Below are 24182 nucleotides of genomic sequence, written 5' to 3' on the forward strand. Positions count from 1 at the left end.
TTTACCTTATTTATATAGTTGAGCAATGACTTTGAGCTTAAGGCCTTTTGTTCCAACTATTCTAAATGCTGGCATACCGGGCGAAGTAGTTTGGCCAAGTTTGATGCTAACTTCATCCACCACTCCAGGATATAGCGCTTTTATTTTATACATTGTCATTCTGCTGATACACTGTATTTAAAGAAGCTGTAGCATTATCCTTGTTGTTTTGGCATTAAGAAATTATTGAACTTCGCTACCGATCTTCTGGTCCCAAAAGTGCTTTTGCTTTTGTATAGTTCTGTGGTGAAGCTCCCTGCTTGTTTTGCTTGAGTGATATTTCACTAACCAATTCATTGTCAATTTGAGCCAATGTTTGACCTGTTTTAACATGAGTACCTTCTTTTACAAAGATGGTTGTCACAGTACCAGGCATTGAAGCGGAAATTTGGGCATTTGCATCGACATCTATTTTACCCATTACTTCCTTGAGAGGTAAAAGCTGCTTAGTCACTACCGGAGTGATGCCAACCAGTTTTTCTAATTCAATTTTTGATGATTTATCAAACTTTGCGATTTCTTTTAAGAATAGCGATTTCTTTCTCAAGATTATCTCTTTGTGCTTCTTTTGGTCGAGTTATTTTTGCTTGGCAATAAGTGTTTTCTCATCTGAAGGACCTGCCCATGATTGCATGATCGACGCTAGATAGCAATACGGAAGTCGGTATTTTTGAATTCATTTTTTATGATTGTATGTTGATATAAGTTATTTCGTTTTTAATTATTCGAAGTTGCTAGTGCTTTTCAATGGCAAATTTAGAAGTAATGACTTCTGACGGAGCCTGGATCAAGCCCGCTTGGGCGCTTCTGCTAATTCTGCTTCAGCTTGTTGAGTTTCGAAACTGGCCGCGATTCCTTCCTTATATTTCACTTGAGAAACGCGAAAGATTTCCTGCGCGAGGTCCAGAGACTTTTGTTTTGTCTTTAACTGTTTTTAATGCGTTGAGGTAAGATTGTTGAGCATTTATTGCTTCCACGAGGTTGGTAGCTCTCTCAAAATCGTTTCTGTCGATAATGTTAGTTTCAGCTACGATTTGAGCTCTTTGGATATTAGCTTTTTGGCGCCTCCGTCATAAATTGGTACTGCTAATTTTATACCAACTAGAGATGTTGTTATCCATAAACCACCTGATTTGAATATATTGTCCGATTGAAAACCGGCCAAAGATTAAAAACACTAAGGGATGGAAGATATCCTTTTTAAAACGATGGATATCCAGCTTTGCCAATTCAATTTCCTTTTCCAATAAGATCTGTATTCAGGTCCTTTTGAATGTTCAATTTGCTCAACAGATTTACTTTGTTCTGTTTGAGCTTCATTATATATTACATCAAAATTATCCGTCAACGTTATTTGTTGGTCCATAGGCAGTTGCATTTGGAATTTTAGTACATTTTTCAGTATTTCAATATTTCTGCTCAATGCGTTTATTGTTGATTGTAAAACACCTGATACTTAAATCAATTCTGTCTACATCTAACTTCTCATTTAGTCCTGCTTTATATATCTCACCGACTTCTTTTCTAAGCGTCTGGATAAATGTTAATGTTCTTTTCTAATTGTGCTTTTATTCTTTTCTGCAATCAATACAGTGTGTATGAATCAGTTACATTTTTTCTAATAGTAATTGGAGTTGGCTTCAGTTTGAGACCTGACATATTCTCCTATACAATTTAGCGGCTTTTAATGCCACAAGATATGATAAATCCGATACAAGCATACTTGCATTTAGGCCCTAGATTAAGATTATTTCTTTTCACGAAAGGCCTATAGTTCCACCTTCGCCGGTTGGATCGAACTCCTTCGGTAAAGGCATCGCAGGCACTTCAATAAAATACTGATATTCAGCAGAACCATTTAATTGAGGGCAAACCTGTTGCTTTAATCGCTTCATTGAGCTTCAGCATCTGAGAGATTTCATTCCATCTTTTAGTGCTGCTATGATTTCTGATGGCATATTGGACTGCTTCTTCCACAGAAAAATTTTGTTGGGCATTTGCTGCCAAAGGATATGGCTACAAAGCAACTGAGCAATAAATGTTTTAAATTCCGTTTTGACATATTTTTCGGTTTGATTAGTTGTTAAAGTATTTTATAAGCTGTAATCATTAATTAGCTTTCTGCCTTTATCTGTACATATACCGTTCAAGTGGTAGACGACTAACTCATGAATTACCTCTACAGGTCAGGAATTCATTTATTGGAAAAAATCCTGGTCAGAAAGTAGCAATGTCTTTTGGTAAAGCTTTGCTATTATTTTTCATTCAGATCTTCTCTGTAAAGACCTGCTTTTTACCTTCTTTCAGATTGTCTAAATTTTATTAATGACTTGTAATGTTCATTGCAACTATTTGCATTTTCCCATATATCGAAGTAATATTTTTAGATCAGGTATTTTTATTGATTGTTTTTGTTGGGCCTCCTTCTGTGAAATGCCTAAAAACCAAAAATATAAGTTCTAATGGATTAGAGGCCTCTTTTTGAATTGCATCAGATTGCTCTTGATTCCTAGCTTGGAAGGATGCAATGCATTCAGTCAATAGTTCTTCCTTGTTGGAGAAGAATTGGTAAAGTGTTTTCTTGGACATCGTGAGTTCTTTGCAAAGATGGAAGTCCATGGTCACAGATCGAAAACCATGTTCAAAAATGTTTGAAATGCTTTAAATTTTATTTGTTCTTTTAGTTCGGAACATTATGTTATTTAAATAATGCGGCGAGGATATATTTAATTTTCGTTTTGGAAACAAAAAACAAAAAACGTTTTCCACCGTATTTAAAACTAACTTTTTAATGCCTAACATAAATTTTTTTTTTTTTTTTATTTGGTATATCTTTTTCGGGGCATAATTAAACGTTTGTTTAATTTGGAAATGTAGATATATTGGGTAGGATGGAGCAAAATAATCGACGAATGGGATAAAATAATCGACGAAAGACATGAGTGGTTAATGTGTGATAGGGTGCGACTTGCAGAGCACGGTCTTTAAAAGAGAAATATTCAAAGTTGTTTATTGTTGTGGAGGAATGTGATGAAACCCAATTTTGGTTGGAATTACTTTTTGAATGTAAATTTATTAACCAATTAAGTTACCAAAGTGTTTATCGGGAAATGTTCCGAAATACTTAAAGTAATGGCAACTTATAAAAAGAAAATAAGCGTAGAATTGATCAAAAGACACTATCCCACAAAGTGTGTAAGTTGTTTTTTGGGCTCCCCTAAGCTTTCATAAAATTGGTTAATCTCTCTCCAAAGATAATAATAAATTGATTGGTTACCACGCCCCAGTTATGAATAGGCATGGACCATTTCCTTGTAGCTTCTCTTATGGCCAGATAAACTGATTTCATAACAGATTCATCAGTTGGAAAAGAAAGCTTGTTTTTGTATATATTTTCTGATTTTTCCATTCAGGTTCTCTATTAAATTAGTTGTATACATAATCTTACGGATTTCTAAGGGAAGCTGAAAAAAGTCGTTAATTCATCCCAGTTAGTCCTCCATGATTGTACTGAATACGGATACTTATCTTCCCAAGTCATTGCAAAGTCCTTAAATGCTGCCTCTGCTGATTGTTTCGTTGGCGCTCCATATATTTTCTTCATATCAGCTGTAAATGGCTTTCGGTCTTTATATGACACAAATTTGCATGCATTTCTGATCTGATGGACAATGCATATTTGAGTGTTTGATTGTGGGAAAACCGTTTTGATCGTTTCCGTAAAACCATTTAAATTGTCTGTAGCTGTTATGAGTATATCATTTACACCACGTGCTTTCATGTCTGTCAATACACTCATCCAAAAGCTGGAGCTCTCTTTCCACCCTAGCCACAAACCCAACACTTCCTTTATACCATCTTGCCTCAGGCCGATCGCTATATAAATCGTCTTGTTTATTACCTTGGATTGTTCTCTTACCTTAAATACAATTCCATCTAACCAGACAATCAAATAGACATCTTCCAGCGGCCTATTTTGCCATGCTACAATATCCTCTGTTATAGCATTTTGTTATTCTTGAAATCGTTGAAGTTGATACTTCTACATTGTATAGATCCCTGATCTGGTTTTCTATATCGCTATTACTCATGCCCCTTGAATACAATGAAATGATGATATTTTCTATACCTTCAGCCATTCCTTTTCGCTTTGGAACAAGCATCGGTGAAAAACTACCATCTCTATCTCTTGGTACCTGAATGTTATCCTCTCCAAAACTAGTTTTAATCTTCTTATTACTAAACCCATTTCTTGAGTTTGGTGCACCGGTTTTATCGTGCTTTTCATATCCAAGAGTGGCTATCCATTTCGCCCTCTAGTATCTTTTCTATCCCTCGTTTTTGAATCGATGTTAGAAAACTCATCAATTCATCTCCTGTCTTAAATTGCTTTAAAATCTCATCACTGATAAAATCTTTTGAATCCATTTGCTTTTTTGTTTTTCGTTATAAATTTATTCATTTTTATAACTTACACACTTTATGGCTTAGTACCATCAAAAATCAAATTTATAACCAATTCCCTTAACGGTCTTAATTATTTCTTCTCCAATTTTTTCACGAATCTTTCTAATATGCACATCAATGGTTCTATTGCCAACTATGACATCGTTTCCCCATATTTTTCTAAAAATCTCATCTCTTGTAAAGACCTTTCCCGGTTTACTGATCATAAGGTTTAACAACTGGAATTCTTTCTTTGCAAGGTCTATCTTTTGACCATCTTTCATTACAACATGTTGTTCACGATTAATGGTTAAGTTATTGATAATTGAAATATGCTTATTGCTATGTCCTTCCGAATTAGTTGTTCTTCTAAGTAGCGCTTTTATTCTACTGATCAATACCATTGGTTTAATTGGCTTGGAGATAAAATCATCTCCTCCTGTATCCAAAGCAGCTACTTGTGTGTAATCTTCATTGCGTGCCGTTAAAAATGCTATAATTGTATCATTGTGTAATTCGTTCTGTCGCAGTATCTTACACACTTCGACACCATCCATCTCCGGCATCATGAGATCAAGAACGATTAGGTCCGGAAGAAATTCATCAGCTATTTTAAGTGCTTCCTTACCACTCTTTGCAACTTCAACTACATAACCTTCTTTCCGAAGATTGAATTGCAATATCTCTCTGATATCCTCTTCGTCATCCACAATTAGTATTCTTGAAGCCATTTGTGTTATCGTTTGCGTCATAGACTTTATTTGAATGTAAAAGTACATTTCTATCGTAATGTCTATGACCGATCCTATATTAAGTTATAGTTAAGTTTCAATAAATTTCATACAAATAGTCATTATACTACTTATCATCATCAATGATAAGTTGCAATTGCGTTAATTTCTCTTGACAAATTATTTGAAGCTCCTTTGCTCTATTAATGAGCGCAGGTATTGCATCTATTTCAAGATCTTCGCTCTCAATCCTGGTAAGTATACTTTTTAATTCCTCCATTGCTTCGTTGAAAGAAAATTCTGTTTTTTTAGCCATTTAATGTTTTACTATTATTACACCATCTGCAAAGTTTAAGTCAGCAGGTTTAGATATGTCAAAATCCTTGACGGTTTTTATCTTTTTATTATTTTGAACTACGATAACATATCCCTTCTTTAAAATTTCTAAAGGATTCTGCAGGTTTATTTTTTGCTTGATTGATTCTATAGAAAATTGTGAATGATTAATCTTTATCTGGGCTGATTTATAGATTTCTCCCTTTATTTTATCCAGGTTGTATTTGAATCCAGTTATTTTATCCTTAGATGCATTTCTTAAATTATTCAATATGGATTTTAAATCATAATTTATATGAGTAAAAGCGTTCTGCGCTATATTCAATATTTTTTTCACCTGCTCGTGAACTTCGCCAAGGAAACTACTATTAGTTTCAATAAAATATTCAGCTACGGCTGTAGGAGTTTTAAAATATTTGTGCGCGACCAGGTCAAGACTTGAAATATCAATATCATGTCCGATACCTGTAAAAACGGGAATTGGATAATTAGCAATTTTCTGTGCTAGATTATAATTATCAAATCCGGAAAGATCCACCTTTGACCCACCACCACGGATGATAATTACAGCATCAAATTCTAAATGACCTGATGTTATTTGATCCAAGCTTTTAATCATTTCACTTTCAATGCTGATGCCTTGCATTACACTATCATAAAGATGTAACCCAAATGTCAATTTATATGGATTATGCTGTAAATGATTTATAAAATCAATATATCCGGCTGCATTGACCGAAGAGATGATTGCAATGTTTCTGAAGGCGAGTGGGAGTTTAAGGGTTTTATTTATCTCATGCAGACCTTCAACTTTTATACGATTAAATAATTCTTCCCTTTTTTGGTCAAGAGCTCCTCTGGTAAATGCAGTATCAATAGAAGAAATCCTTAGTTGCAGACCGAATTTTTCATGGAAAATAGGAGTCCCCCCCAACATAACTTCATGTCCTGCAATAAAGTAGCTATCAAGATCAGGATTTGTTTTTTTAATTCTTTGTACTTCTGTCGACCATATTGTGGCATTTATTTGTGCCACTATTTCATTACTTCCTTCTTCCTTTTGGATGAGGGTTAGGTAGTAATGTCCTTTCTTTATATTCAAGCTCAGGATTTCTGCCTTCACCCAGATGTCCTGATCAAAATTTAATGCTAAAATTCTTTTTATAAAAGTATTTAGCTCTAATAAGGAATAGGATTTTTTGTTCATAAGTGTTTGACCATTATTGATGCAAAATTACACAAATTAATCAGCTAGTTCTAAAGTCAATACGTGACACATGTAATCTTTAAAATGATTGATGATGATTATTTTTTGTACATTTTCTGTTTGAAACATTTCATTGAAAGTGACTTCATTTGTTAAAATCTGATTTGCAAGGTCTATAGCATAACCACCAGCAGTGTCATGCTCGCCAGTGACTTCTTTAAAACCTTTAAATGGAATTTTGGATTCATTCAAATATTTTATTATGTCAACATAATAGCTATTTAGTTCAATCGCATTATTATGTCCCAGCAAAAAGGCTGTATTATTTATTTTTGATGTATCTAATTTTATATCTTTTATTAACGACTCCCAATGATTTGAATCATTAAAATTAGTGTAGGTCTTAGAGGATGTTATTTTCACTTTGCCAGGAGTGCTTTTCCCTGATAATATAAAAAAGGTAACACTCTCACCCCACTTTATTTGGTAACTTCCATCTGATTCTATGCCGCTAAGCCCAGCTGAATTATGAATTTCAATATTAAATTCAGTATTTTCTTCAAAAACTCCAACCAATATCAATGCATCCGGATGCTGTAACAAAAATAATTCAGCATCACTCAACACATTGCTAAGAGTCATGCCTTGATTAACATGTGTTACATTATAAGTATTGCTGCCAGTTTTTAGAGCGATCTGACCATTAATAGTGTTGTGCGTAGATTGAATAAATATACTGGGATTGAGAGCTGTTTCTTTATAAGTGTCAATATCAGATAGAAATTGTTCGATTTTGGAGATACTACCTTTCCCGGTTCCCGTTATGATGGCATCTATTTTATGTTGATTACTATTCTTAAGCACTCTCAATCCGCATCCAATTCCATTTTTGATCAATTTACTTAACCTCCTCATTTCATTTCTTTCAAAGAGATCTGAGAAATCTTGTTCCGCCATTTCTAAATACATCTTACCAGCTAATTGGCTAGGATCTTTAGAAGAAGGAATTACGGAATGGATGGATAATATATACATTTCAAGTTCGGCTTATGATGAGTGAAGTATTGTTTCCTCCAAAGCCAAATGAATTGATCATGGTATGATTAACATCCAATCCTTTAATCATTCTAGTATTAGGATTCATACCCACATTTTCTATTGGGGTTTTGAAATTTAGATTAGGAAATATAAAATCTTGTTGCATACAGCCGATACTTAATGCACTACTAATAACTCCGCTTGCAGCAAGTGTATGACCAGTAAAAGGTTTGCTCGATGCGAACAATTGTTGTTGCCCAAAAACATTTTTAATTGCTATACTTTCAGCAAGATCGTTATCAGCAGTGGAAGTCCCGTGAGCGTGCACAAATTCAATGTCGGTTGAATTAAGATATGCGTTGCTCAATGCACCTTTCATAGCTAAAATAGCACCAGTTCCTTCCGGTGAGGAACCTGTCATATGGTATGTCTCATTAACATTGCAATATCCACTTACCTTAGCATAAGGTATAGCATTTCTATTAATAGCATGGATGCTATCTTCCAGGAGTAAAAAAGCTGACCCTTCACCTAAATTAAGTCCAACTCGGTCTTGGTCAAATGGTTTGCAGAGTTCTGGATCAACATTTTTCAAACAAAGAAAACCATTGATGACGAATTTACTCAATGAATCACTACCTCCCACCAATACCATTTTTTTCTTGCTTGTCTGAATAAAACGACTACCCATCATAATGGCATTACTGGATGAAGAACATGCTGTGCTTATTGTATAGAAATCGTCTTTTATTTGCAATTCCTTGATCAAGGATCTCGCTATAGAACCGCAGTCCATCTCTTCAATAAAATCAATATCAGGTGTATAAACTTTTTTAAGTATGTCAGAGAAATGTGATTCTGTATTTCCCATTCCCCCAACAGTAGAAGCAGAAACTAAGGAAATATTTTTCATTAATTCATTTGAGTCAATACCTTTTAAGGCTTCGCGAGCTGCAATCAATGCAAGTAGGGTGGTGCGGCTGTAATTCAAAATATTACTGATGTAAAGCTTGTCTTTCAGCTCATCATTAGAAAACGGTATTTGGCCTACTGTCAAAAGACCATTGTGTATAGAATTAAACCCGGTTAATTTATTAAGTGGACTAACACCTGATTTTAATTTTTGAATATTTTCTTCAAAACCAATACCTAAAGGAGAGACAATACCAATACCTGTAATCCAAACTTCGGACAGGCCGTTCATATATTATGCTTCAGATTCTTGCGACTGAATAAATTGAGCCATAGAACGTACACTTTCCAATACCTCACGGCCTTTTCGTGGATCTTCGATTTTAATGCCGTAATTCCTTTCTAGCAAAACCATTAATTCGAGCGAATCAATGCTGTCCAAACCAAGACCACTTCCGAATAAAGGCGCATCGGAATCAATATCTGCAGGTGAATAATCCTGAAGATTTAATGCTTCAATGATCTCAATTTTTAATTTTTGAATTAAATCTTCCATTTGGTTATAACTATTCATTTAAAATTCAGTACAAACATAAAAAAATCTTTGGTATAATCTTTCACATCTTGGTAAGGTTGTGAAAGTGAAGGCGCATCAATAATTTTACAGCAAGTAACTTTAATTCTCTACTTTTTCAAGAATCATATTATGTTCATATGCTCTAAAATCCACCTTACTCAAGCCACTTATTCCCTGCTGCTCCATATAAACACCGTACATCACATCTACAGAAGCCATTGTTGCCTTATTGTGTGTAATAATAATAAACTGCGACTGAGCGCTGAATTTCCTTATGATCCTGTTCAGTTTTTCTACATTGACGTCATCCAATGGTGCATCTAATTCATCAAAGATGCAAAAAGGTGCAGGTTTTAATAAATATAGAGAAAATAAAAATGCTATTGCGGTTAATGTTTTTTCACCTCCCGACAATTGATTCAAACTTTGAGGTCTCTTACCTTTTGGTTTAGCAATAATTGAAATATCTGAATCCAATGGATTTCCTTCATTTTCTATTATTAGATCACAATCATCATCTTCTGTGAAGAGGCTTCTGAATACCATTTTAAAATTATCTCTTACCTGATCAAAGGCTGATAAATATTTAGTTGTAGAAGTGGCTTCAAGCTCATTTAATGTTTGGGCTAACATTTCTTTTGATTCAAGTATGTCGGTTTTCTGCGCTACGATCTCATCATATCTGATTTTGATCTCCTGATAAGCTTCGAGTGCTAATGGATTTACTTCCCCAAATTGCAGAATTGAATTCTTCAGCTTTAAATTTTGGTCAGCTATGACAGAAATATCATTTTCTGCTCCAGACGCTTCTGATTCTTGTTCAGGTATAGCACCAAATTCTATTTCAAAGTTATCTTCTATTCTTTTAGCTTCATATTTTGCTGCTTGCCACTTATCTTTCCATTCATTTGCCATAGTTTGTATTCCCGACAAATTCCTTTGATTTATTTTAATATTTTGTTCTTCTTCAGCGATTATTTTCTTATCAGAAAAGTATAGTTTTTCCACTTCTGACAATTCATTTTGAGATCCTTTGAAAGCTGCTGACATAGCGACGATTTCACTTTCTGTCTCATGAATGTTACTTTCCAGTGATGCAATTTCGATTAAACTTTGTTGTTGAGTATTCTCAAGTTGTTTGCTATTATTATTTAAATTGATGATTTGTTGATCTATTAAGTTGACTTCTCTATTGATGCTGTTGCTTTTGTTTTCAACCTGAACAAGATTCATCTTCAAAGAATTGATCAATGTATTTAGCTGGTTAAATTCATCACCCTTTTCCTTCTGGTTTGTTTTATTTTGCTGTATTTCAATGTTCAGCTTTATCAAATCAGCTTTTAAGAGCACCAAAGGCGCGGCATTATTTTCTATTACAGCATGAAATTCTGTCAATTTTTGCATAAGAAGCAACTCATCTGAAGTTATTTTCTGGAGTTGCAACGTTACATTTTCAATTTTTACTTTGAGTTGTAAAGAGTTATCATTAAGTTTCTGTAGCTCCTTCTGCAATATTTCAATTTGAGGCCGGACAGTCATTTGGTTGATTAATTTTATTTCATCTTCCAGGTCTGAAATCTTAATAAATAATTCACTATCCTCCTTTTTCAAAATTCTGATTTCTTCCTCCAGATTTTCCAAACGTAATTTTCTGCCTAGTAGGCTTCCTTCCACTAATCCTATTGAACCTCCAGCTGCTTGACCACGACTCACTATGATACTACCATCTTCTGCTATGAAGTGTGCCCCGGGATATATCTTCAAGGAATCAAAACTGGATGCTCCTACTTTATGCACCAAATAAGCATCTTGCAGTAGATGATTAAATAAAGGTTGGTATTGTGGGTGACATTGTATTAATGATGTGAGCGGAATGGCACCATCAATATCCGGGCTTCCATTTTTTTTGTCCTTAAATGACTCCATAATAAAGAAGCCCGCCTTTCCCTTTTGACTAGAACTCAATAAATTGATAGCGTTAAATGCATCATTGTAGTCAGGGACTACAAAATTAGTCAAATATGGTGCCAGGTAATTTTCAAGGGCTGTCCGATATTTTTCATCGCAATTAATCAGGTCTGCTAATAGGTAAAATTTTCTGGATTTATCTACATTACTTGACAAGTATTTAACCGCTTCGGGATAGCCTTCCAAATTGTCGATCAAGGATCTTAGTAACTTTGATTCGTGTTCAATGTTGTCTGATCTTCTTTCTAAAAGCTTTTTCTTTTCTGTAAATCCTTCTAACGCTTCTTTTTTTAAAGCCAGATTTGCATTTTCTAATTCTACAATGTCCAATGCCGCGTTTAGCTCCTGCGTTTTTGTTGTTGATACGCTGATTACAATGTTAAGCTGGTTCGTTAAAGAAGTTAATTGATTCGATAACTCTTCTTCATGAGCTTTGTTCTTTCCTGTATCGCTTTGAATTGACAACAACTGAGCATTGGCTATAGCATTTTGTTTTTCTATCTCGTATTGGCGATTATTGGCGGCATCATATGCAGCGAGTACTGGTGCAAGTCCTGACTCTATTGATCCCAATTGTAGTTTAATCTCTTTTAATTGGGCTTCTTTCGTTTCCAGATCACTTTTGAGCGAAATAATTTCAGTTTCAGTATCAGGTAGTTGAGTTATCAAAGCTGACTTTTGCATATTCAATTCCTGGAGCTGCATTTTTAGCTTACCCAAGTCCGAAATAGACTGATCAGCTCTACTTTTTATGAAGGCTATTCTTTGGATATTCATATCTCGCTTTTTTTCAAGCGCCTTTTGATTTTCCAGAATAATATTAGTCTTCTTTTGAAATTCAGAAAGAACTAATTCCTTTTCAAGCAAAGCGGCTTTCTGAACTTCGACCAATGCTTCGATATTGTGGATCTCTGTTTCCTTTAATTCCGCTGCTTTTCTTTCCCTTTCATATTTTTCAAAAGTTGAAATGATACTTTCATTGATTGATTTTATTTGGTGGTTGAATAGAGTAGAAGCATTGGCCTTATATCGCTCTTTAAGTTCAAGATATTTTTCCGCTCTTCTTGCTTGCTTTCTGAGTGTATTCATATTACCCTCAATCTCTGCTAATAGATCATCTACTCTGCTAAGGTCGTCGAGTGTCGATTGCAGTTTGGAGAGGGTTTCTTTTTTTCTGGATTTATATTTTGAGATGCCGGCGGCCTGCTCGATCATCATCCTGCGGTAATTATCTTTATTATTCAGCAGGTCTTCTACCATTCCAAAACCAATAATGGCATATGTATTGCTGCCTACACCTGTATCTACAAACAATGAGTAAATGTCTTTCAGCCGGCAAGTGACATTGTTGAGCTTGTATTCACTGTCACCATTCTGATACAGGATCCGGGTGACTGTTACTTCGTTAAAGTCAAGGGGAAGGATCTTTTTATTGTTTTCAAAGACAAGAGATACCTGAGCCATTCCTGCAGGTTTCTTTGACTTTGTACCGTTGAATATAATGTTAGACATTTTATCCAATCGGAGTTCAGTGCTTTTTTGTTCACCCAGAACCCATCTTATAGCATCAACAATGTTAGATTTTCCAGAACCATTGGGCCCAACAATTCCTGTCACATCCTCATTGAAGTGAATGACAGTCTCATTCGCAAAACTTTTAAACCCTTTTATTTCTAATCTGGAGAAACGCATTATAGTGCGAAAGTATTAAAAAATTGATGAAAGGTATATCTATTGAATATATAAAAGAAATGTGAATATGTACTGAATTCTATTCCTTCCGGAAAGACTTTGATCACCGACCACACATTACCCATTACAGATTTTTTGTATCACAGAGGCAATTTAGTTCAAAATAATCATTATCTATAAATTGATCAATTTTACTCAGATTAATGACTTATTTGAGCGTAAAGATTGAGATATTCATTTTGAATTGAACGATCATAAAAAGTAAATTTTTACAACATCACTTAAGAGAGATTACGGAGAGATTTTGTCTTTGACAAAATTTTCACACAGATGGAATGCTTCCTATAATTTTGAAACTTTAGATTACTGATTGCTGATTAATACCCATTACTCATTGCCCAAGTTAGCGCAGCGTCAATTGATTTTTTTGTGGGCAAACTTTGACATAAAGAATAATTCAAAAATGGTATATATAATATAATATAGGAAAAAAGGTACAACAAAGAACTTATCAGGAGGGTGCATTTTTTTAAAATAAACAATGATCAGAAGGGTGCAGAAAGTCATTTTAGTAATTACAATAAATGCCACCAGGCCATTGAAAAGATAAAGATTCTTACTTCGAGATACAATTTGACCTAAGTAATAAAATATAACTGATAATCCTATGAAGAAGACAATGCTCAAATATGAAAAATCAGCATAAACTGCTAAGGTAGAGTTAAGTATTAGCAAGAAATGCAATATTAATGCCAAACCACTGAAAAGGGTAAGATAAAGAAGAAACTTTTTAAATGGCATAGCATGATTTGGGAGAGAAAACTATTGCTTCTCTTTTGTAAGTTCTCTAATGATTTTATATAAATATGCTGAAGTAAGCACCATAATTAGTCCTACAGTAAAATATCGTGGGTTGCCGGCATTCCATTTTTTATCAAGATAACCTCCCAAAAATACAGATATTAACATAACTGCAACAAGCTGAAAACCTAAACTAGAATATTTGAGGTATGCGGTGGACTTTTCTTTAAGCTGAGGTTGATTTGGTTCCAAGATGATTTAAGTTAACTCTTTAGTGTTGCTTTTAGAACTAGAAATATTCTGTTTGTTTCCTGCTGCCATACCCATCTGACATTTAACATTAAAGATGGCACCGTTTTCGATGATCAATCTGCCGGTTGATACTTCACCGTTAATGATAGCTTTACTATTCACTTCGAGCGTATCGGATACTTTTAGGGTCCCGGTCAATTTACCTTGAATGACAGCAGAAGCGCAAATAATGTTGCCCTCAATATTGCCACTTTCACCAATAATAATGCGTGCATCGCACGTCAAATTGCCATTTAAAGCTCCATCTATCCTAAAATCATTTTTAGCGACAATATCACCTGAAATAGTTGAACCTAAACCAATACTGTTTATTGAAAACGCTTCCATAGATGAACCATTGCCGTTCTTTTTCGAACTGAACATATTATTTTTTTATTTCTAAAGAGGAAGACTCCTAGATCCGATATAATATCAGAATACTGATTAGAAAGTAGGGCAATAAACACCTCTACGCTCAGGACCACAGATCAAATAACCTAAAGAAAATTCAACTGCTCCATTATAATTACTTGCTGGAGTTAGAGAAGAAATATTTAAATCATAACTAAAACCTATTGTGAACTGATTATAATCCAATCTTGTAGAAAGAATAATTGCATCAGCATCAAGTGCTTTTTGCCAATGATTAGATATACGTGTCCAAATACCAAATTGTATATCCTGACGACTCCATCTGCTTTTATCTAACCATACTCTTAGTGAAGTACCAGCATTTAATTGGAAAGAAGGTCCCTGGAAGTATGTAACAACTCCCGGTACCAGACTCAATTGATCTGTGATGGCAAAATCCCCTCCAGCATGAGCTGTGATCTTACCATATAATGGAACATCCGGTCCATCTACTAAGAATGATTGACTTGGTTTTGTAATGTGGCTAAAAGCACCACCAACATAAAAGCTATTATCTTCATCAAATGTAGAGAACCATAGTAAACCGGCTGATAATTCACCAAACCAGAATGACTTGTCAAAATTTGCTTCATTTTCATTTGATGGGAAATCTGGATGATGTACACCATCTTTTCCTTGCAAACCCCATTTGGCTAATGAAAAATCAATACTTCTATTTGATGCACCACCTTCGACACCGAATGAAAGATAGTGGGCAGACTTTCTTGAACCGCCCATTTTTTTGCTGTAGCTGGCAGCTATTTGTGGAGAAACAGTAGCGAAATTTAATTCACCTGCTCTATCAGCCCAAAGATTTACACCGAAACCCCAATAATCATTTCGGCCTACAGTGTTTTTTCTGTCATATGATACACCAATGGTGTTAAAAGCATTACTTTTTAGAACGCTTGCCCATTGGTTTCTGTAAACCATTGTAAGCCTATCAGTGCAGTTCATTACACCTGTAAGTGCTGGGTTTAAGTTAAGGGGTGAAGCGTAAAATTGAGAAAAATGAATGTCCTGAGCACGCGTGACTAAAGCTGCGCAAGTCATAAGAATTACTAATAGTAAAGATTTCTGCATTTGAAATATATATTTAGCTTAAAAACAATAGAAGTAAAGGTATAAATATTTTGAATATGAAGCATGTTAAAATTTCATTTTAAAGTTAAAATTTTCAATATTAAATTTTGCGTTTTATGATTTCATTACGATAATACACTACTATGTGTTCATTTATACAATATATAACACTTGTTAAATATCTATATATTAATGCTAAATGTACAGAAAGTATAATCTTTTTTTACTTTTGACACTTAACTCAAAACTGCATGGATCCACTTTTCAGGACAATAATACGCATTCCACCATCTCGCCCTATTTCACTGGCAAGTAAATGCATGATGATTGGATCGTGTTTTTCTGAAGAAATAAGTGAAAAGTTAATCCAATCCGGGCTTTCTGTGATTAACAACCCTGCTGGTATACTTTTTAATCCGCTTTCCATTCTTAATATTTTAGAAAGAATACGGAAAGAACAATTATACATCCAAAGTGAACTTCAAATTCATAATAATCAATTCTTTTCCTGGGAACATCATGGGTCATTTAAGCATCAGGATAGAGAAATTTTATTAAATAAAATAAATTCTTTAGTTCAGCAGAGTATCCACTACAATGTTGAGCATCCTGTAAGAATTATTACATGGGGAAGCGCTATTATATATCGCATCAAAGAAACCGGTCAAGTCGTGGCCAACTGTCATAAACAGCCCAGTTCTATATTTCATAGAAAAATGCTAACTGTAGACGAGTTAGTAAATCAATATGTCATTTATTTAGAAAAAATGTTGCCGATTGAACCCGGATTCAGGGTGATCATAACTGTAAGTCCAGTGAGGTACGCTAAAGACGGTTTTGTTGAGAATCAATTAAGTAAATCAATCCTATTCGTTGCACTTAATAAGCTGATTGAATTATATCCCGAGAATATTGAGTACTTTCCTGCTTATGAGATCATTATGGATGAGTTGAGGGATTATCGCTTTTACAAAAGTGATATGATACATCCCAGTCAAGTAGCTGTGGATTTAGTCTGGCAATATTTCCAAAAAACATATTTCACTGCCACTGATCAAAAGGTTTTAAAAGAAATAGAGGCTTTTAATAGCCTTAGTGCTCATCGGCCATTATTTCCCGATTCAGAGGAGTCAGCTCAACTTCAAAATACTATTGAAACGAAGCGGAGCGAGTTAAGCCTTAAGTATCCATATTTAAACATATAACGGCAATGAGAATTGATAATGCTAGTGAGTACTTAATAATGGCAGTAAGAAGGAATGGCTGCTGTTTTTTCTTGAGTTAGGCATTATTATACTCATAATTTTAGGTGAAATATTTTTTATTCAAATTTCAATATTTCTAATATTATACATTTTGCTAAGTATCATGGGCAGTTGGATTATTCCATTTTTCACATCTTACTTGGTACACGCACCTGAAGGTTCAAATGAATTATTGCAAACAAGGCTTTTTAGGGGGAAATTTTACTCTATAATTTCTTTAGAGCACCTTTATCATTTGGAACATCATCTATATCCAATGGTTCCACATAAAAATTGGAAAGAATTGGCTAGAAGATTAGACCCATACTTCGAAAGAATGCAAATAAAAGCAAATCGCATTCTGTAAGAAGTATCTAGCTGCTGGACACTACTATCGAAGCCTCATTCTAATTTCTAATTTCTGATTTCTAACTTTTAATACGTTTTTGAGAGCAATTGGAACCTCTACAATTGATTGAAGCATCTAGGATTTTGGAATCACCTGCGTAATACTTTTTACCTCAGTAAAAAACTTCATGGCATCCCAACCACCTTCTCGGCCAATACCTGATTGTTTTATTCCTCCAAATGGGGTTCTTAGGTCTCTGACTAACCAGCAATTTATCCATACTATACCGGATTCTAGGCCTTGGCTTAGAAAATGTATGTGATCAGTATTTCGTGACCAAATAACTGATGCCAAGCCATATTTGCTGGCATTCGCAAGGGCCAGCGCTTCTTCCTTTGTCGAGAATTTCTGTAAGGTTACCACAGGACCGAATATCTCCTCCTGATTAGTGCGTGTTTCAGGACCTAATCCTTCGATAATGGTAGGACGAATGTAAAATCCATTTTCCAATTCTCCGTCCAGAACTACTTTTGCCCCTCCGGATAGAATGGTTCCCCCTTCATCTCGTGCTCGCTGAATTGCATTAAGAACCTTATTATAGTGCATTTCTGAAACAATAGCACCTTGATCGATCTTTATTGATTCATCCAACGGATTGCCCACAGTCATCTTACCAACAATAGATGTGAAATCTGCTTTAAACTTGTCATATATGCTTTCGTGAATTAGCAATCTACTAGTACAGAGGCATATTTGGCCTTGATTGGCAAAACTTGATCTAACTGTTTCTTTCATCATTAACCCATAATCACAATCATCCATGATGATGGAAGCATTCTTTCCGCCTAATTCAAGTGATAATTTTTTAAACATTGGACCGGCAGTCCGAATTATTTGCTGGCCTGTAGCAGTTCCACCGGTAAAAGAAATTGCTTTGATCATTGGATGTTCTACAATAGCTGAACCAACCTTGGGGCCTGTTCCGTGTAAAATATTCAGAACTCCATCAGGCAGTCCGGCGTCTTTACAAATTTGAGCTAACAAGAAAGCTGTCATGGGAGTGACTTCTGATGGTTTTGCAATCACACAATTTCCTGCAGCAAGTGCGGGAGCTATTTTCCATGTAAATAAATACAATGGCAAGTTCCATGGTGAAATACATCCAACTATGCCTATAGGCTGGCGCAGGGTAGTAGATATTACATTAGGTGGGTTTAGATAAGATTCTGATGCATAATGCTTTAGAGCTGTTGCAAAAAATTGAAAATTTGATGCTGCTCTAGGTATGTCTACTCTTCTCGCAAGCCAAAGAGGTTTTCCATTATCAATAGACTCTGCTAAAGCCAACGCTTCAAGATTCTCATTGATCAAGTCGGAGATACGATTTAAAATTTGAAACTTTAAATCCAAAGATGTTTGAGACCATAAAGGGAAAGCATTTTTGGCAGCAGTGACTGCTAATGCTACATCTTCTTCATCTGAATCTGGGATTGTTCCATAAACCAAGCCTGAGGACGGGGTCACATTGTCTAGGAAATTATTGGAAACTGCATCATAAAATTGGCCTCCAATAAAATTTTTAATCACTTTCATTTAAAGGGAAATAAATATAGGTAAGCCTAAGTAATTGATATACAAACAGATATTTGAATTAATTTGAAGGATTAATTTTTGGCATTAATCCATAGATTTTCCTTCGATTGCAGCTTGCTTTAATAAAGCATTATATTCTGCAGGGTTCAGACCATCTAAAACAAAGTCAATTGGGTCAATAGGTTCGCCATTCTTATGCACCTCATAATGAAGGTGCGGAGCGGTAGCAGTTCCTGTTGCACCAACTTTGCCAAGTGGTGATCCTCTTTCTACTTTTTGTCCGACATGAACATCGATCTCAGACATGTGTGCATATAAGGTTTGCAGTCCATATCCATGATCAACTAGCACGTGTTTTCCAAAGCCTCTGCCATTACCATTGATTTTAAGAACAACTCCTTTCCCGGAGGAGACTATTTGTGTGCCTCTTGGGCATGAAAAATCTATCCCGGTGTGTTTTTTCCATATCTTAAAAACAGGATGTAATCTTCTACCAAAACCAGATAACAAGGTTATATCTCTGTTTAAAGCACCTTCTTTAACCGGCTTAATGCTTGGGACACATTCAAGATAATCCTCATGCTCGAGTGCTTCTCTATACATTTTGTCTAAAGATTTAGTTTGCAAACTAATCTGGTGGTTAAGTTTGTCGGCTTTATCTTCTATTTTATTAATATTCAAGTTGAATAAGTTGGCGAAAGAGTTGTTAGATTGTTTACCACCGGTACCACCTTGCCAAATATCCTCATCTACAGGTGTAACGCCCATTACTACACTATAGATCTGAGCATCTTTTTTGTGCAGTTTGTCAAGGCTAGTTGAAAATTTATTGAGCTTCTGATCGATCAAGGCATATTTGTCTTCGAGCTTTTTAAGTTCATAAGCTGCGAAATCGTTATCCGTATTGGTTCTAATTGACGTATTGTATTCGAAATATCCAAAAGTCAATCCTGAGATCAAGAGAATAGAGGTAAAGAAAATACCTTTGAGATAACTACCTGACTTTACGGTTTCAAACTGTAAAGTCTCTTTATTAAAAACAATTTTTTCTTTTTTCTGCATTTTCCTAATAATGGTTTATTTACTTTTGCGCAGCAATAAGTAAAATTTAGGTTAAATGAACACGGGATGCGCAAAAATACATCCTGATGTCCAATTACCCAAGGATTAAACAAATTATTATATATATTTTATATATATGTTATTTAAATTGCATACATAAAAGCATAACTATTAAAATAAAATAACCTGTGAGCAACTTTACTTCTGATGAAATTCGCGACATATTTTTAAAATATTTTCAAGAAAGGGGGCACCAAATCGTTTCTTCTGCACCAATAGTGGTTAAAAATGATCCAACTTTGATGTTTACAAATGCCGGAATGAACCAATTTAAGGATCTTTTTCTAGGTAATAGTTCTATTGAATATCATAGAGTAGCAGATACTCAAAAGTGCCTTAGAGTAAGTGGTAAGCATAATGATCTTGAAGAAGTTGGGGTGGATACATATCACCATACCATGTTTGAGATGCTTGGTAATTGGTCATTTGGTGATCCTAAAAATCCTACAGCCGGATATTTTAAAAAAGAGGCAATTCAATGGTCATGGGAATTGTTACATGATAAATTTGGTATTCCTTTAGATAAAATTTATGCGACTGTTTTCGAAGGTGATAAAGAACAAAACATACCTATGGACCAGGAAGCCTTTGATGAATGGTCTAAATATTTACCCAAGGAAAGAATTCTTTTAGGTAATAAAAAGGATAATTTTTGGGAGATGGGAGATACAGGTCCCTGTGGACCTTGTACCGAGATCCATGTTGATTGCAGAACAGAAGAAGAAAAATTACTTGTTGATGGTGCCTCCCTTGTCAATAACGATCATCCTCAAGTCATAGAAATTTGGAATAATGTATTTATTCAATTTAACCGGCTAAAAGATGGGAGTTTAAGCCAGTTGCCTGCTAAACATGTTGATACAGGAATGGGGTTTGAAAGACTTGTGCGTGTTCTTCAGAATAAACAATCAAACTACGATACAGATTTATTTACCCCTACATTGCAAAAAATCGAGGAAATTACTGGCATGCATTACGGTAGGACAATGTCTAAAGCAGATATTGCTTTTAGAGTGCTATCAGACCATATCAGAGCAATATGCTTTACGATAGCAGATGGTCAACTTCCTTCGAATACGGGAGCAGGCTATGTGATCAGGAGGATATTGAGAAGAGCAATTCGATATTATTTTTCCTTTCTTAATTTTAAGGAGCCATTGATGTCACAACTTGTTCCTGTCCTTGCCATGCAATTTAAGAATGTTTTCCCCGAACTATATCAGCAAATGGATTTTGTCCAAAGAGCAATACATGAAGAAGAGATTTCTTTCCTTAAGACACTAGACTCCGGTATTAAGCGATTTGAGCAAATAGTTTCTGAATCAAGTGATGTTTTGCCAGGAGATAAGGTTTTTGAACTTATGGATACCTTTGGTTTTCCGATCGACCTTTCAATTCTTATGGCACACGAGAAAGGAAAAGAAGTGGATGTCGCTGGATTTGATCGAGCACTTAAACTTCAAAAGGATCGAAGTAGGGCATCCTCAGTTGTTGAAAATGAAGATTGGGTTATACTCAAAGAGGATGTTGAAGTCAAGTTCATAGGTTATGATAAATTAAGTACAGAGACTTCTATTATAAAATATCGGGCTTTTAGACAAAAGGAGCAAAAAGGATATCAAATCGTACTAAAAGAGACCCCATTCTATGCTGAAAGCGGTGGACAAGTTGGAGATTTAGGCCAATTGACTTCTGGCAAAGAAATTATCAACGTCATAAATACAAGAAAGGAAAATGACCTGATCATACACACTACTGATAATTTGCCGTCAAATCCTGCATTAGATTTATATGCAGAGGTGGATGCCACTCGCAGACATCTCATCACACTGAATCATACAGCCACGCACCTAATGCATGCAGCATTGAGAGCAATACTTGGTAAGCATGTCGTTCAAAAGGGAAGTCTGGTTAATGAGGTGATGTTAAGATTTGATTTTTCTCACTTTGCAAAGTTGACGGACCAAGAAATAAAGTCGGTTGAAGCACTTGTAAATGAAAGAATTAGACAAAATATCCCTGTAGTCATTACTACCATGCCAAAGGATGAGGCTATGAAGACAGGCGCTATGGCGTTATTTGGAGAAAAATATGGAAATGAAGTAAGGGTAGTTATTATTGATCCAAACTATTCAGTAGAGTTATGTGGTGGGACACATGTCGCCTCTACAGGGGAAATTGGGATATTCAAGATATCAACTGAATCTGCTGTAGCGGCAGGAGTAAGAAGAGTTGTTGCAATGACTGGCAGTGCTGCCTTATCGTACTTAAATGAATTTCAGGATGAAGTCAAGGCATTGAAATCATTATTGAATAATCCTAAAGATTTAAAAATCAAAGTTGAGGAGTTGCAACTAGAAAATGTAGCACTTGGCAAACAATTGGATCAATTCTCTCTTGAAAAGGTTAGTCAGATTCAAAAAGATTTATTAAACAACGTTCAGATGATAGGAGCTGTCAATATGATTACTTCAAGGACAAACATTTCAGATGGTAAATTATTGAAAAATCTTGGTTTTAATCTCATTAGAGAAATGGGCAGTGGAGTAGTTGTGTTAGGAAATGAAACCAATGGTAAAGCAACAATACAAATAAACATATCAGAAGATCTAATTCAATCAAGAGCACTTAGTGCCGGTGAATTGATTAAAAGTGTAGCTACTAGGATAAATGGTGGCGGAGGAGGTCAAGCAGGATATGCAACAGCTGGAGGAGATAGGGTAGAAGGCCTTGACGAAGCATTGTTAGATATAAAAAAATTAGTTATTTAATCTGGCCAACCAGTCACTCAAAGCAATAGAATTTGGATATTAAATTTAAAAAAATCAGATTTGATAAAATTTAACAAAATAGTAATATAAAATAAAAACTAATAATTGATTAATACGATTATCTTTGTAATGGATTAAGCACCGGGTTGGAATAGAATCAACTTTATAGTTATTCAAAATCATTTCGGATCTATGTCACACTCACAATTTTTTTTTTAATTTTTTAATTTTTTCTAATGAACATTTTTGTAGCTAAATTAAGCAACAGTACAACAAGCGAAGGCTTAATTGAAATTTTTCAACAATTCGGTGAAGTCAAAGAAGCGAAAGTAATTATGGACCGTGAGACAGGAATGTCTAAAGGTTATGGTTTCGTAGAAATGGCTAACGGATCAGATGGTCAGAATGCCATCGCAGAACTTAACGATTCTGAATTAGACGGTAGTGTTATCGTTGTTAAAGAATCTGCACCTAAAACTGGTGGAAGACCAGGTGGTGGTGGTGGAAGCAGAGGCGGCTTCGGCGGCGGTTCTGGTGGTGGAAACAAATTCAGCAGACCTGGTGGCTTTTCAGGTGGAGGCGGTGATCGTAACAGAGACCGTGGTGGCGACTTCAACAGAGGTGGTTACAGAAGCAGAGAAGACAATAACTCTTACAACTAAGCGTAAAGTCTTTATAAAAAATGGCCTGTTCAATTTTTGAACGGGCTTTTTTTTGTGTGGTAGTGAGAAGATGAAAAGGTAAGGATGTTTACTTTAATTTAAAAATGGCAACTTTAGGGACAGGTCGCGACCTGTCCCTAAAGTTGCCATTTTTAAATTAGATATACCTTTTTTGTCAACTACATTCTAATACTGATCACTGATCACTAATTACTGATCACTGATTACTGATTACTTATTACTGATTACTGATCACAGACTACTGACTACTGACTACTGACTACTGATTACTCATCACCAGATCACTCTTCTTCAATTTATTATTATAATAGTTTGGTCATATATAATATAAATGCTACCTTTGCACCCTATTTTAAAATTTTTAATTAATTAAACTATACTTCTTTAAGAATGAAGCAATTCGAAGTAACTTTCATCGTAGATCCTGTACTGTCGGGCGATGATTTAAAATCGACAGTAAGCACTTATACCGACATGATCAAAAATGAAGGTTGTAAGATAATAGCTATTGATGAATTAGGCCTTAAACAATTGGCTTATGATATCAAAAAAAGATCAACAGGTATATACTATACTGTTGAGTTCCAGTCTGAAAACGGTCTTGTCATCGACAAATTGGAGTTGGCTCTTAGACGTGATGAACGCATCATGCGTTTCCTTACTGTCAGCCTTGACAAATTTGGCATCAAATACAATGCTGATAAGAGAGAAGGTAAGATAGGTAAGGTTAAAGAAAAGGTAAAGCCTGAAGAGCCAAAGCCGTATTCTCCACCAGCAAGACCTGCTCACAAGCCACGTCCTGAACCTGTTCAGGAAGCTACTACTGATGTAGCTACTGAAGAGGTTGCTGTTAACGATGCACCTGAATCAAACTAATCTTATTAACTA

23 protein-coding genes and 1 pseudogene are annotated in these 24182 nt (G+C 35.1%); 6 read left to right on the forward strand and 18 right to left on the reverse strand.

What is annotated here, in order from left to right; all coding sequences use genetic code 11:
* Positions 1–6: 6 nt before the first annotated feature.
* The 5 genes from IPI15_RS18595 to IPI15_RS18615 form a co-directional block, all read right to left on the reverse strand.
* On the reverse strand, positions 7–153 hold the full coding sequence (locus IPI15_RS18595; protein ID WP_287421734.1) for an HlyD family efflux transporter periplasmic adaptor subunit: 147 nt from the start codon (positions 151–153) through the stop codon (positions 7–9).
* Between the two features lie 82 nt (positions 154–235).
* Positions 236–586: an efflux RND transporter periplasmic adaptor subunit gene (locus IPI15_RS18600; RefSeq protein ID WP_287421735.1), complete on the reverse strand. Its 351-nt coding sequence runs from the start codon at positions 584–586 to the stop codon at positions 236–238.
* Positions 587–1216: 630 nt separating this feature from the next.
* Entirely contained in the window at positions 1217–1405 is a 189-nt protein-coding gene (locus IPI15_RS18605) for a hypothetical protein (protein WP_287421736.1), read from the reverse strand.
* A gap of 391 nt (positions 1406–1796) precedes the next feature.
* Positions 1797–1934, reverse strand: a complete 138-nt coding sequence (locus IPI15_RS18610) for a hypothetical protein (RefSeq protein ID WP_287421737.1) — start codon at positions 1932–1934, stop codon at positions 1797–1799.
* A gap of 493 nt (positions 1935–2427) precedes the next feature.
* On the reverse strand, positions 2428–2697 hold the full coding sequence (locus IPI15_RS18615; RefSeq protein WP_353845335.1) for a TetR/AcrR family transcriptional regulator: 270 nt from the start codon (positions 2695–2697) through the stop codon (positions 2428–2430).
* A 359-nt stretch (positions 2698–3056) separates the two neighbouring features.
* On the opposite strand from IPI15_RS18615, the gene IPI15_RS20060 reads away from it, so the two are divergent.
* Complete coding sequence (locus tag IPI15_RS20060) at positions 3057–3167, forward strand: hypothetical protein (RefSeq protein WP_502711658.1); 111 nt, start codon at positions 3057–3059, stop codon at positions 3165–3167.
* 89 nt (positions 3168–3256) lie between these two features.
* On the opposite strand, the pseudogene IPI15_RS20065 reads toward IPI15_RS20060, so the two are convergent.
* From IPI15_RS20065 to IPI15_RS18685, 11 genes and pseudogenes are all read right to left on the reverse strand, one after another.
* Positions 3257–4467, reverse strand: a pseudogene (locus tag IPI15_RS20065) (IS256 family transposase).
* Between the two features lie 68 nt (positions 4468–4535).
* Positions 4536–5237, reverse strand: coding sequence for a response regulator transcription factor (locus IPI15_RS18640; RefSeq protein ID WP_287401333.1), 702 nt, complete (start codon positions 5235–5237; stop codon positions 4536–4538).
* Positions 5238–5343: 106 nt separating this feature from the next.
* The gene (gene xseB, locus IPI15_RS18645) at positions 5344–5532 is read right to left on the reverse strand and encodes an exodeoxyribonuclease VII small subunit (protein ID WP_287421741.1); all 189 of its coding nucleotides are present in this window, start codon (positions 5530–5532) and stop codon (positions 5344–5346) included.
* A complete protein-coding gene (gene xseA / locus IPI15_RS18650) occupies positions 5533–6759 on the reverse strand; it encodes an exodeoxyribonuclease VII large subunit (protein ID WP_287401335.1) in 1227 nt (408 codons plus the stop codon).
* 36 nt (positions 6760–6795) lie between these two features.
* Positions 6796–7794 (reverse strand): beta-ketoacyl synthase chain length factor, encoded by a 999-nt coding sequence (locus IPI15_RS18655; protein ID WP_287401336.1) that lies wholly within the window; start codon positions 7792–7794, stop codon positions 6796–6798.
* Position 7795: 1 nt separating this feature from the next.
* The gene (locus tag IPI15_RS18660) at positions 7796–9001 is read right to left on the reverse strand and encodes a beta-ketoacyl-[acyl-carrier-protein] synthase family protein (protein ID WP_287401337.1); all 1206 of its coding nucleotides are present in this window, start codon (positions 8999–9001) and stop codon (positions 7796–7798) included.
* A gap of 3 nt (positions 9002–9004) precedes the next feature.
* A complete protein-coding gene (locus IPI15_RS18665) occupies positions 9005–9265 on the reverse strand; it encodes a phosphopantetheine-binding protein (protein WP_287401338.1) in 261 nt (86 codons plus the stop codon).
* Positions 9266–9385: 120 nt separating this feature from the next.
* Positions 9386–12946, reverse strand: a complete 3561-nt coding sequence (gene smc / locus IPI15_RS18670; protein WP_287421742.1) for a chromosome segregation protein SMC — start codon at positions 12944–12946, stop codon at positions 9386–9388.
* 822 nt (positions 12947–13768) lie between these two features.
* Entirely contained in the window at positions 13769–13999 is a 231-nt protein-coding gene (locus tag IPI15_RS18675; protein ID WP_287401340.1) for an AtpZ/AtpI family protein, read from the reverse strand.
* Positions 14000–14005: 6 nt separating this feature from the next.
* Entirely contained in the window at positions 14006–14422 is a 417-nt protein-coding gene (locus tag IPI15_RS18680) for a bactofilin family protein (protein ID WP_287421743.1), read from the reverse strand.
* Between the two features lie 60 nt (positions 14423–14482).
* Positions 14483–15532 (reverse strand): PorP/SprF family type IX secretion system membrane protein, encoded by a 1050-nt coding sequence (locus tag IPI15_RS18685; RefSeq protein WP_287401342.1) that lies wholly within the window; start codon positions 15530–15532, stop codon positions 14483–14485.
* 251 nt (positions 15533–15783) lie between these two features.
* Here IPI15_RS18685 and IPI15_RS18690 point away from each other — a divergent pair, with 251 nt between their 5' ends.
* Positions 15784–16737 carry a GSCFA domain-containing protein gene (locus IPI15_RS18690; protein ID WP_287401343.1) on the forward strand — a complete coding sequence of 318 codons (954 nt, stop codon included), beginning with the start codon at positions 15784–15786 and terminating at the stop codon, positions 16735–16737.
* Positions 16738–16798: 61 nt separating this feature from the next.
* Positions 16799–17143 carry a fatty acid desaturase gene (locus tag IPI15_RS20070; protein ID WP_353738735.1) on the forward strand — a complete coding sequence of 115 codons (345 nt, stop codon included), beginning with the start codon at positions 16799–16801 and terminating at the stop codon, positions 17141–17143.
* Positions 17144–17260: 117 nt separating this feature from the next.
* Here the strand turns inward: IPI15_RS20070 and IPI15_RS18695 are convergent, their stop codons facing one another.
* Complete coding sequence (locus IPI15_RS18695; RefSeq protein ID WP_287421744.1) at positions 17261–18718, reverse strand: aldehyde dehydrogenase; 1458 nt, start codon at positions 18716–18718, stop codon at positions 17261–17263.
* Positions 18719–18802: 84 nt separating this feature from the next.
* Positions 18803–19780 (reverse strand): M23 family metallopeptidase, encoded by a 978-nt coding sequence (locus IPI15_RS18700; RefSeq protein ID WP_287401345.1) that lies wholly within the window; start codon positions 19778–19780, stop codon positions 18803–18805.
* A gap of 188 nt (positions 19781–19968) precedes the next feature.
* On the opposite strand from IPI15_RS18700, the gene alaS reads away from it, so the two are divergent.
* From alaS to rpsF, 3 genes are all read left to right on the forward strand, one after another.
* Complete coding sequence (gene alaS, locus IPI15_RS18705) at positions 19969–22611, forward strand: alanine--tRNA ligase (RefSeq protein WP_287421745.1); 2643 nt, start codon at positions 19969–19971, stop codon at positions 22609–22611.
* Positions 22612–22847: 236 nt separating this feature from the next.
* Positions 22848–23273: an RNA recognition motif domain-containing protein gene (locus tag IPI15_RS18710; protein WP_287401347.1), complete on the forward strand. Its 426-nt coding sequence runs from the start codon at positions 22848–22850 to the stop codon at positions 23271–23273.
* 411 nt (positions 23274–23684) lie between these two features.
* Positions 23685–24170, forward strand: a complete 486-nt coding sequence (gene rpsF / locus IPI15_RS18715) for a 30S ribosomal protein S6 (RefSeq protein WP_287421746.1) — start codon at positions 23685–23687, stop codon at positions 24168–24170.
* Positions 24171–24182: the final 12 nt, after the last annotated feature.

It is taken from the genome of Candidatus Brachybacter algidus (assembly GCF_016707225.1).
Lineage (GTDB): Bacteria > Bacteroidota > Bacteroidia > Chitinophagales > Saprospiraceae > Parvibacillus > Parvibacillus algidus.

Excerpts from the sequence above, each read along its gene's own strand:
- IPI15_RS18605 (WP_287421736.1), bottom strand. The coding sequence starts at position 1,405 with ATGGACCAACAAATAACGTTGACGGATAATTTTGATGTAATATATAAT.
- IPI15_RS18660 (WP_287401337.1), bottom strand. The coding sequence starts at position 9,001 with ATGAACGGCCTGTCCGAAGTTTGGATTACAGGTATTGGTATTGTCTCT.
- rpsF (WP_287421746.1), top strand. The coding sequence starts at position 23,685 with ATGAAGCAATTCGAAGTAACTTTCATCGTAGATCCTGTACTGTCGGGC.
- IPI15_RS18685 (WP_287401342.1), bottom strand. The coding sequence starts at position 15,532 with ATGCAGAAATCTTTACTATTAGTAATTCTTATGACTTGCGCAGCTTTA.
- IPI15_RS18710 (WP_287401347.1), top strand. The coding sequence starts at position 22,848 with ATGAACATTTTTGTAGCTAAATTAAGCAACAGTACAACAAGCGAAGGC.
- IPI15_RS18655 (WP_287401336.1), bottom strand. The coding sequence starts at position 7,794 with ATGTATATATTATCCATCCATTCCGTAATTCCTTCTTCTAAAGATCCT.
- IPI15_RS18690 (WP_287401343.1), top strand. The coding sequence starts at position 15,784 with ATGGATCCACTTTTCAGGACAATAATACGCATTCCACCATCTCGCCCT.
- xseB (WP_287421741.1), bottom strand. The coding sequence starts at position 5,532 with ATGGCTAAAAAAACAGAATTTTCTTTCAACGAAGCAATGGAGGAATTA.
- IPI15_RS18695 (WP_287421744.1), bottom strand. The coding sequence starts at position 18,718 with ATGAAAGTGATTAAAAATTTTATTGGAGGCCAATTTTATGATGCAGTT.
- IPI15_RS18700 (WP_287401345.1), bottom strand. The coding sequence starts at position 19,780 with ATGCAGAAAAAAGAAAAAATTGTTTTTAATAAAGAGACTTTACAGTTT.
- smc (WP_287421742.1), bottom strand. The coding sequence starts at position 12,946 with ATGCGTTTCTCCAGATTAGAAATAAAAGGGTTTAAAAGTTTTGCGAAT.
- IPI15_RS18595 (WP_287421734.1), bottom strand. The coding sequence starts at position 153 with ATGTATAAAATAAAAGCGCTATATCCTGGAGTGGTGGATGAAGTTAGC.
- IPI15_RS18680 (WP_287421743.1), bottom strand. The coding sequence starts at position 14,422 with ATGTTCAGTTCGAAAAAGAACGGCAATGGTTCATCTATGGAAGCGTTT.
- IPI15_RS18640 (WP_287401333.1), bottom strand. The coding sequence starts at position 5,237 with ATGACGCAAACGATAACACAAATGGCTTCAAGAATACTAATTGTGGAT.
- xseA (WP_287401335.1), bottom strand. The coding sequence starts at position 6,759 with ATGAACAAAAAATCCTATTCCTTATTAGAGCTAAATACTTTTATAAAA.
- IPI15_RS18665 (WP_287401338.1), bottom strand. The coding sequence starts at position 9,265 with ATGGAAGATTTAATTCAAAAATTAAAAATTGAGATCATTGAAGCATTA.
- IPI15_RS18610 (WP_287421737.1), bottom strand. The coding sequence starts at position 1,934 with ATGAAGCGATTAAAGCAACAGGTTTGCCCTCAATTAAATGGTTCTGCT.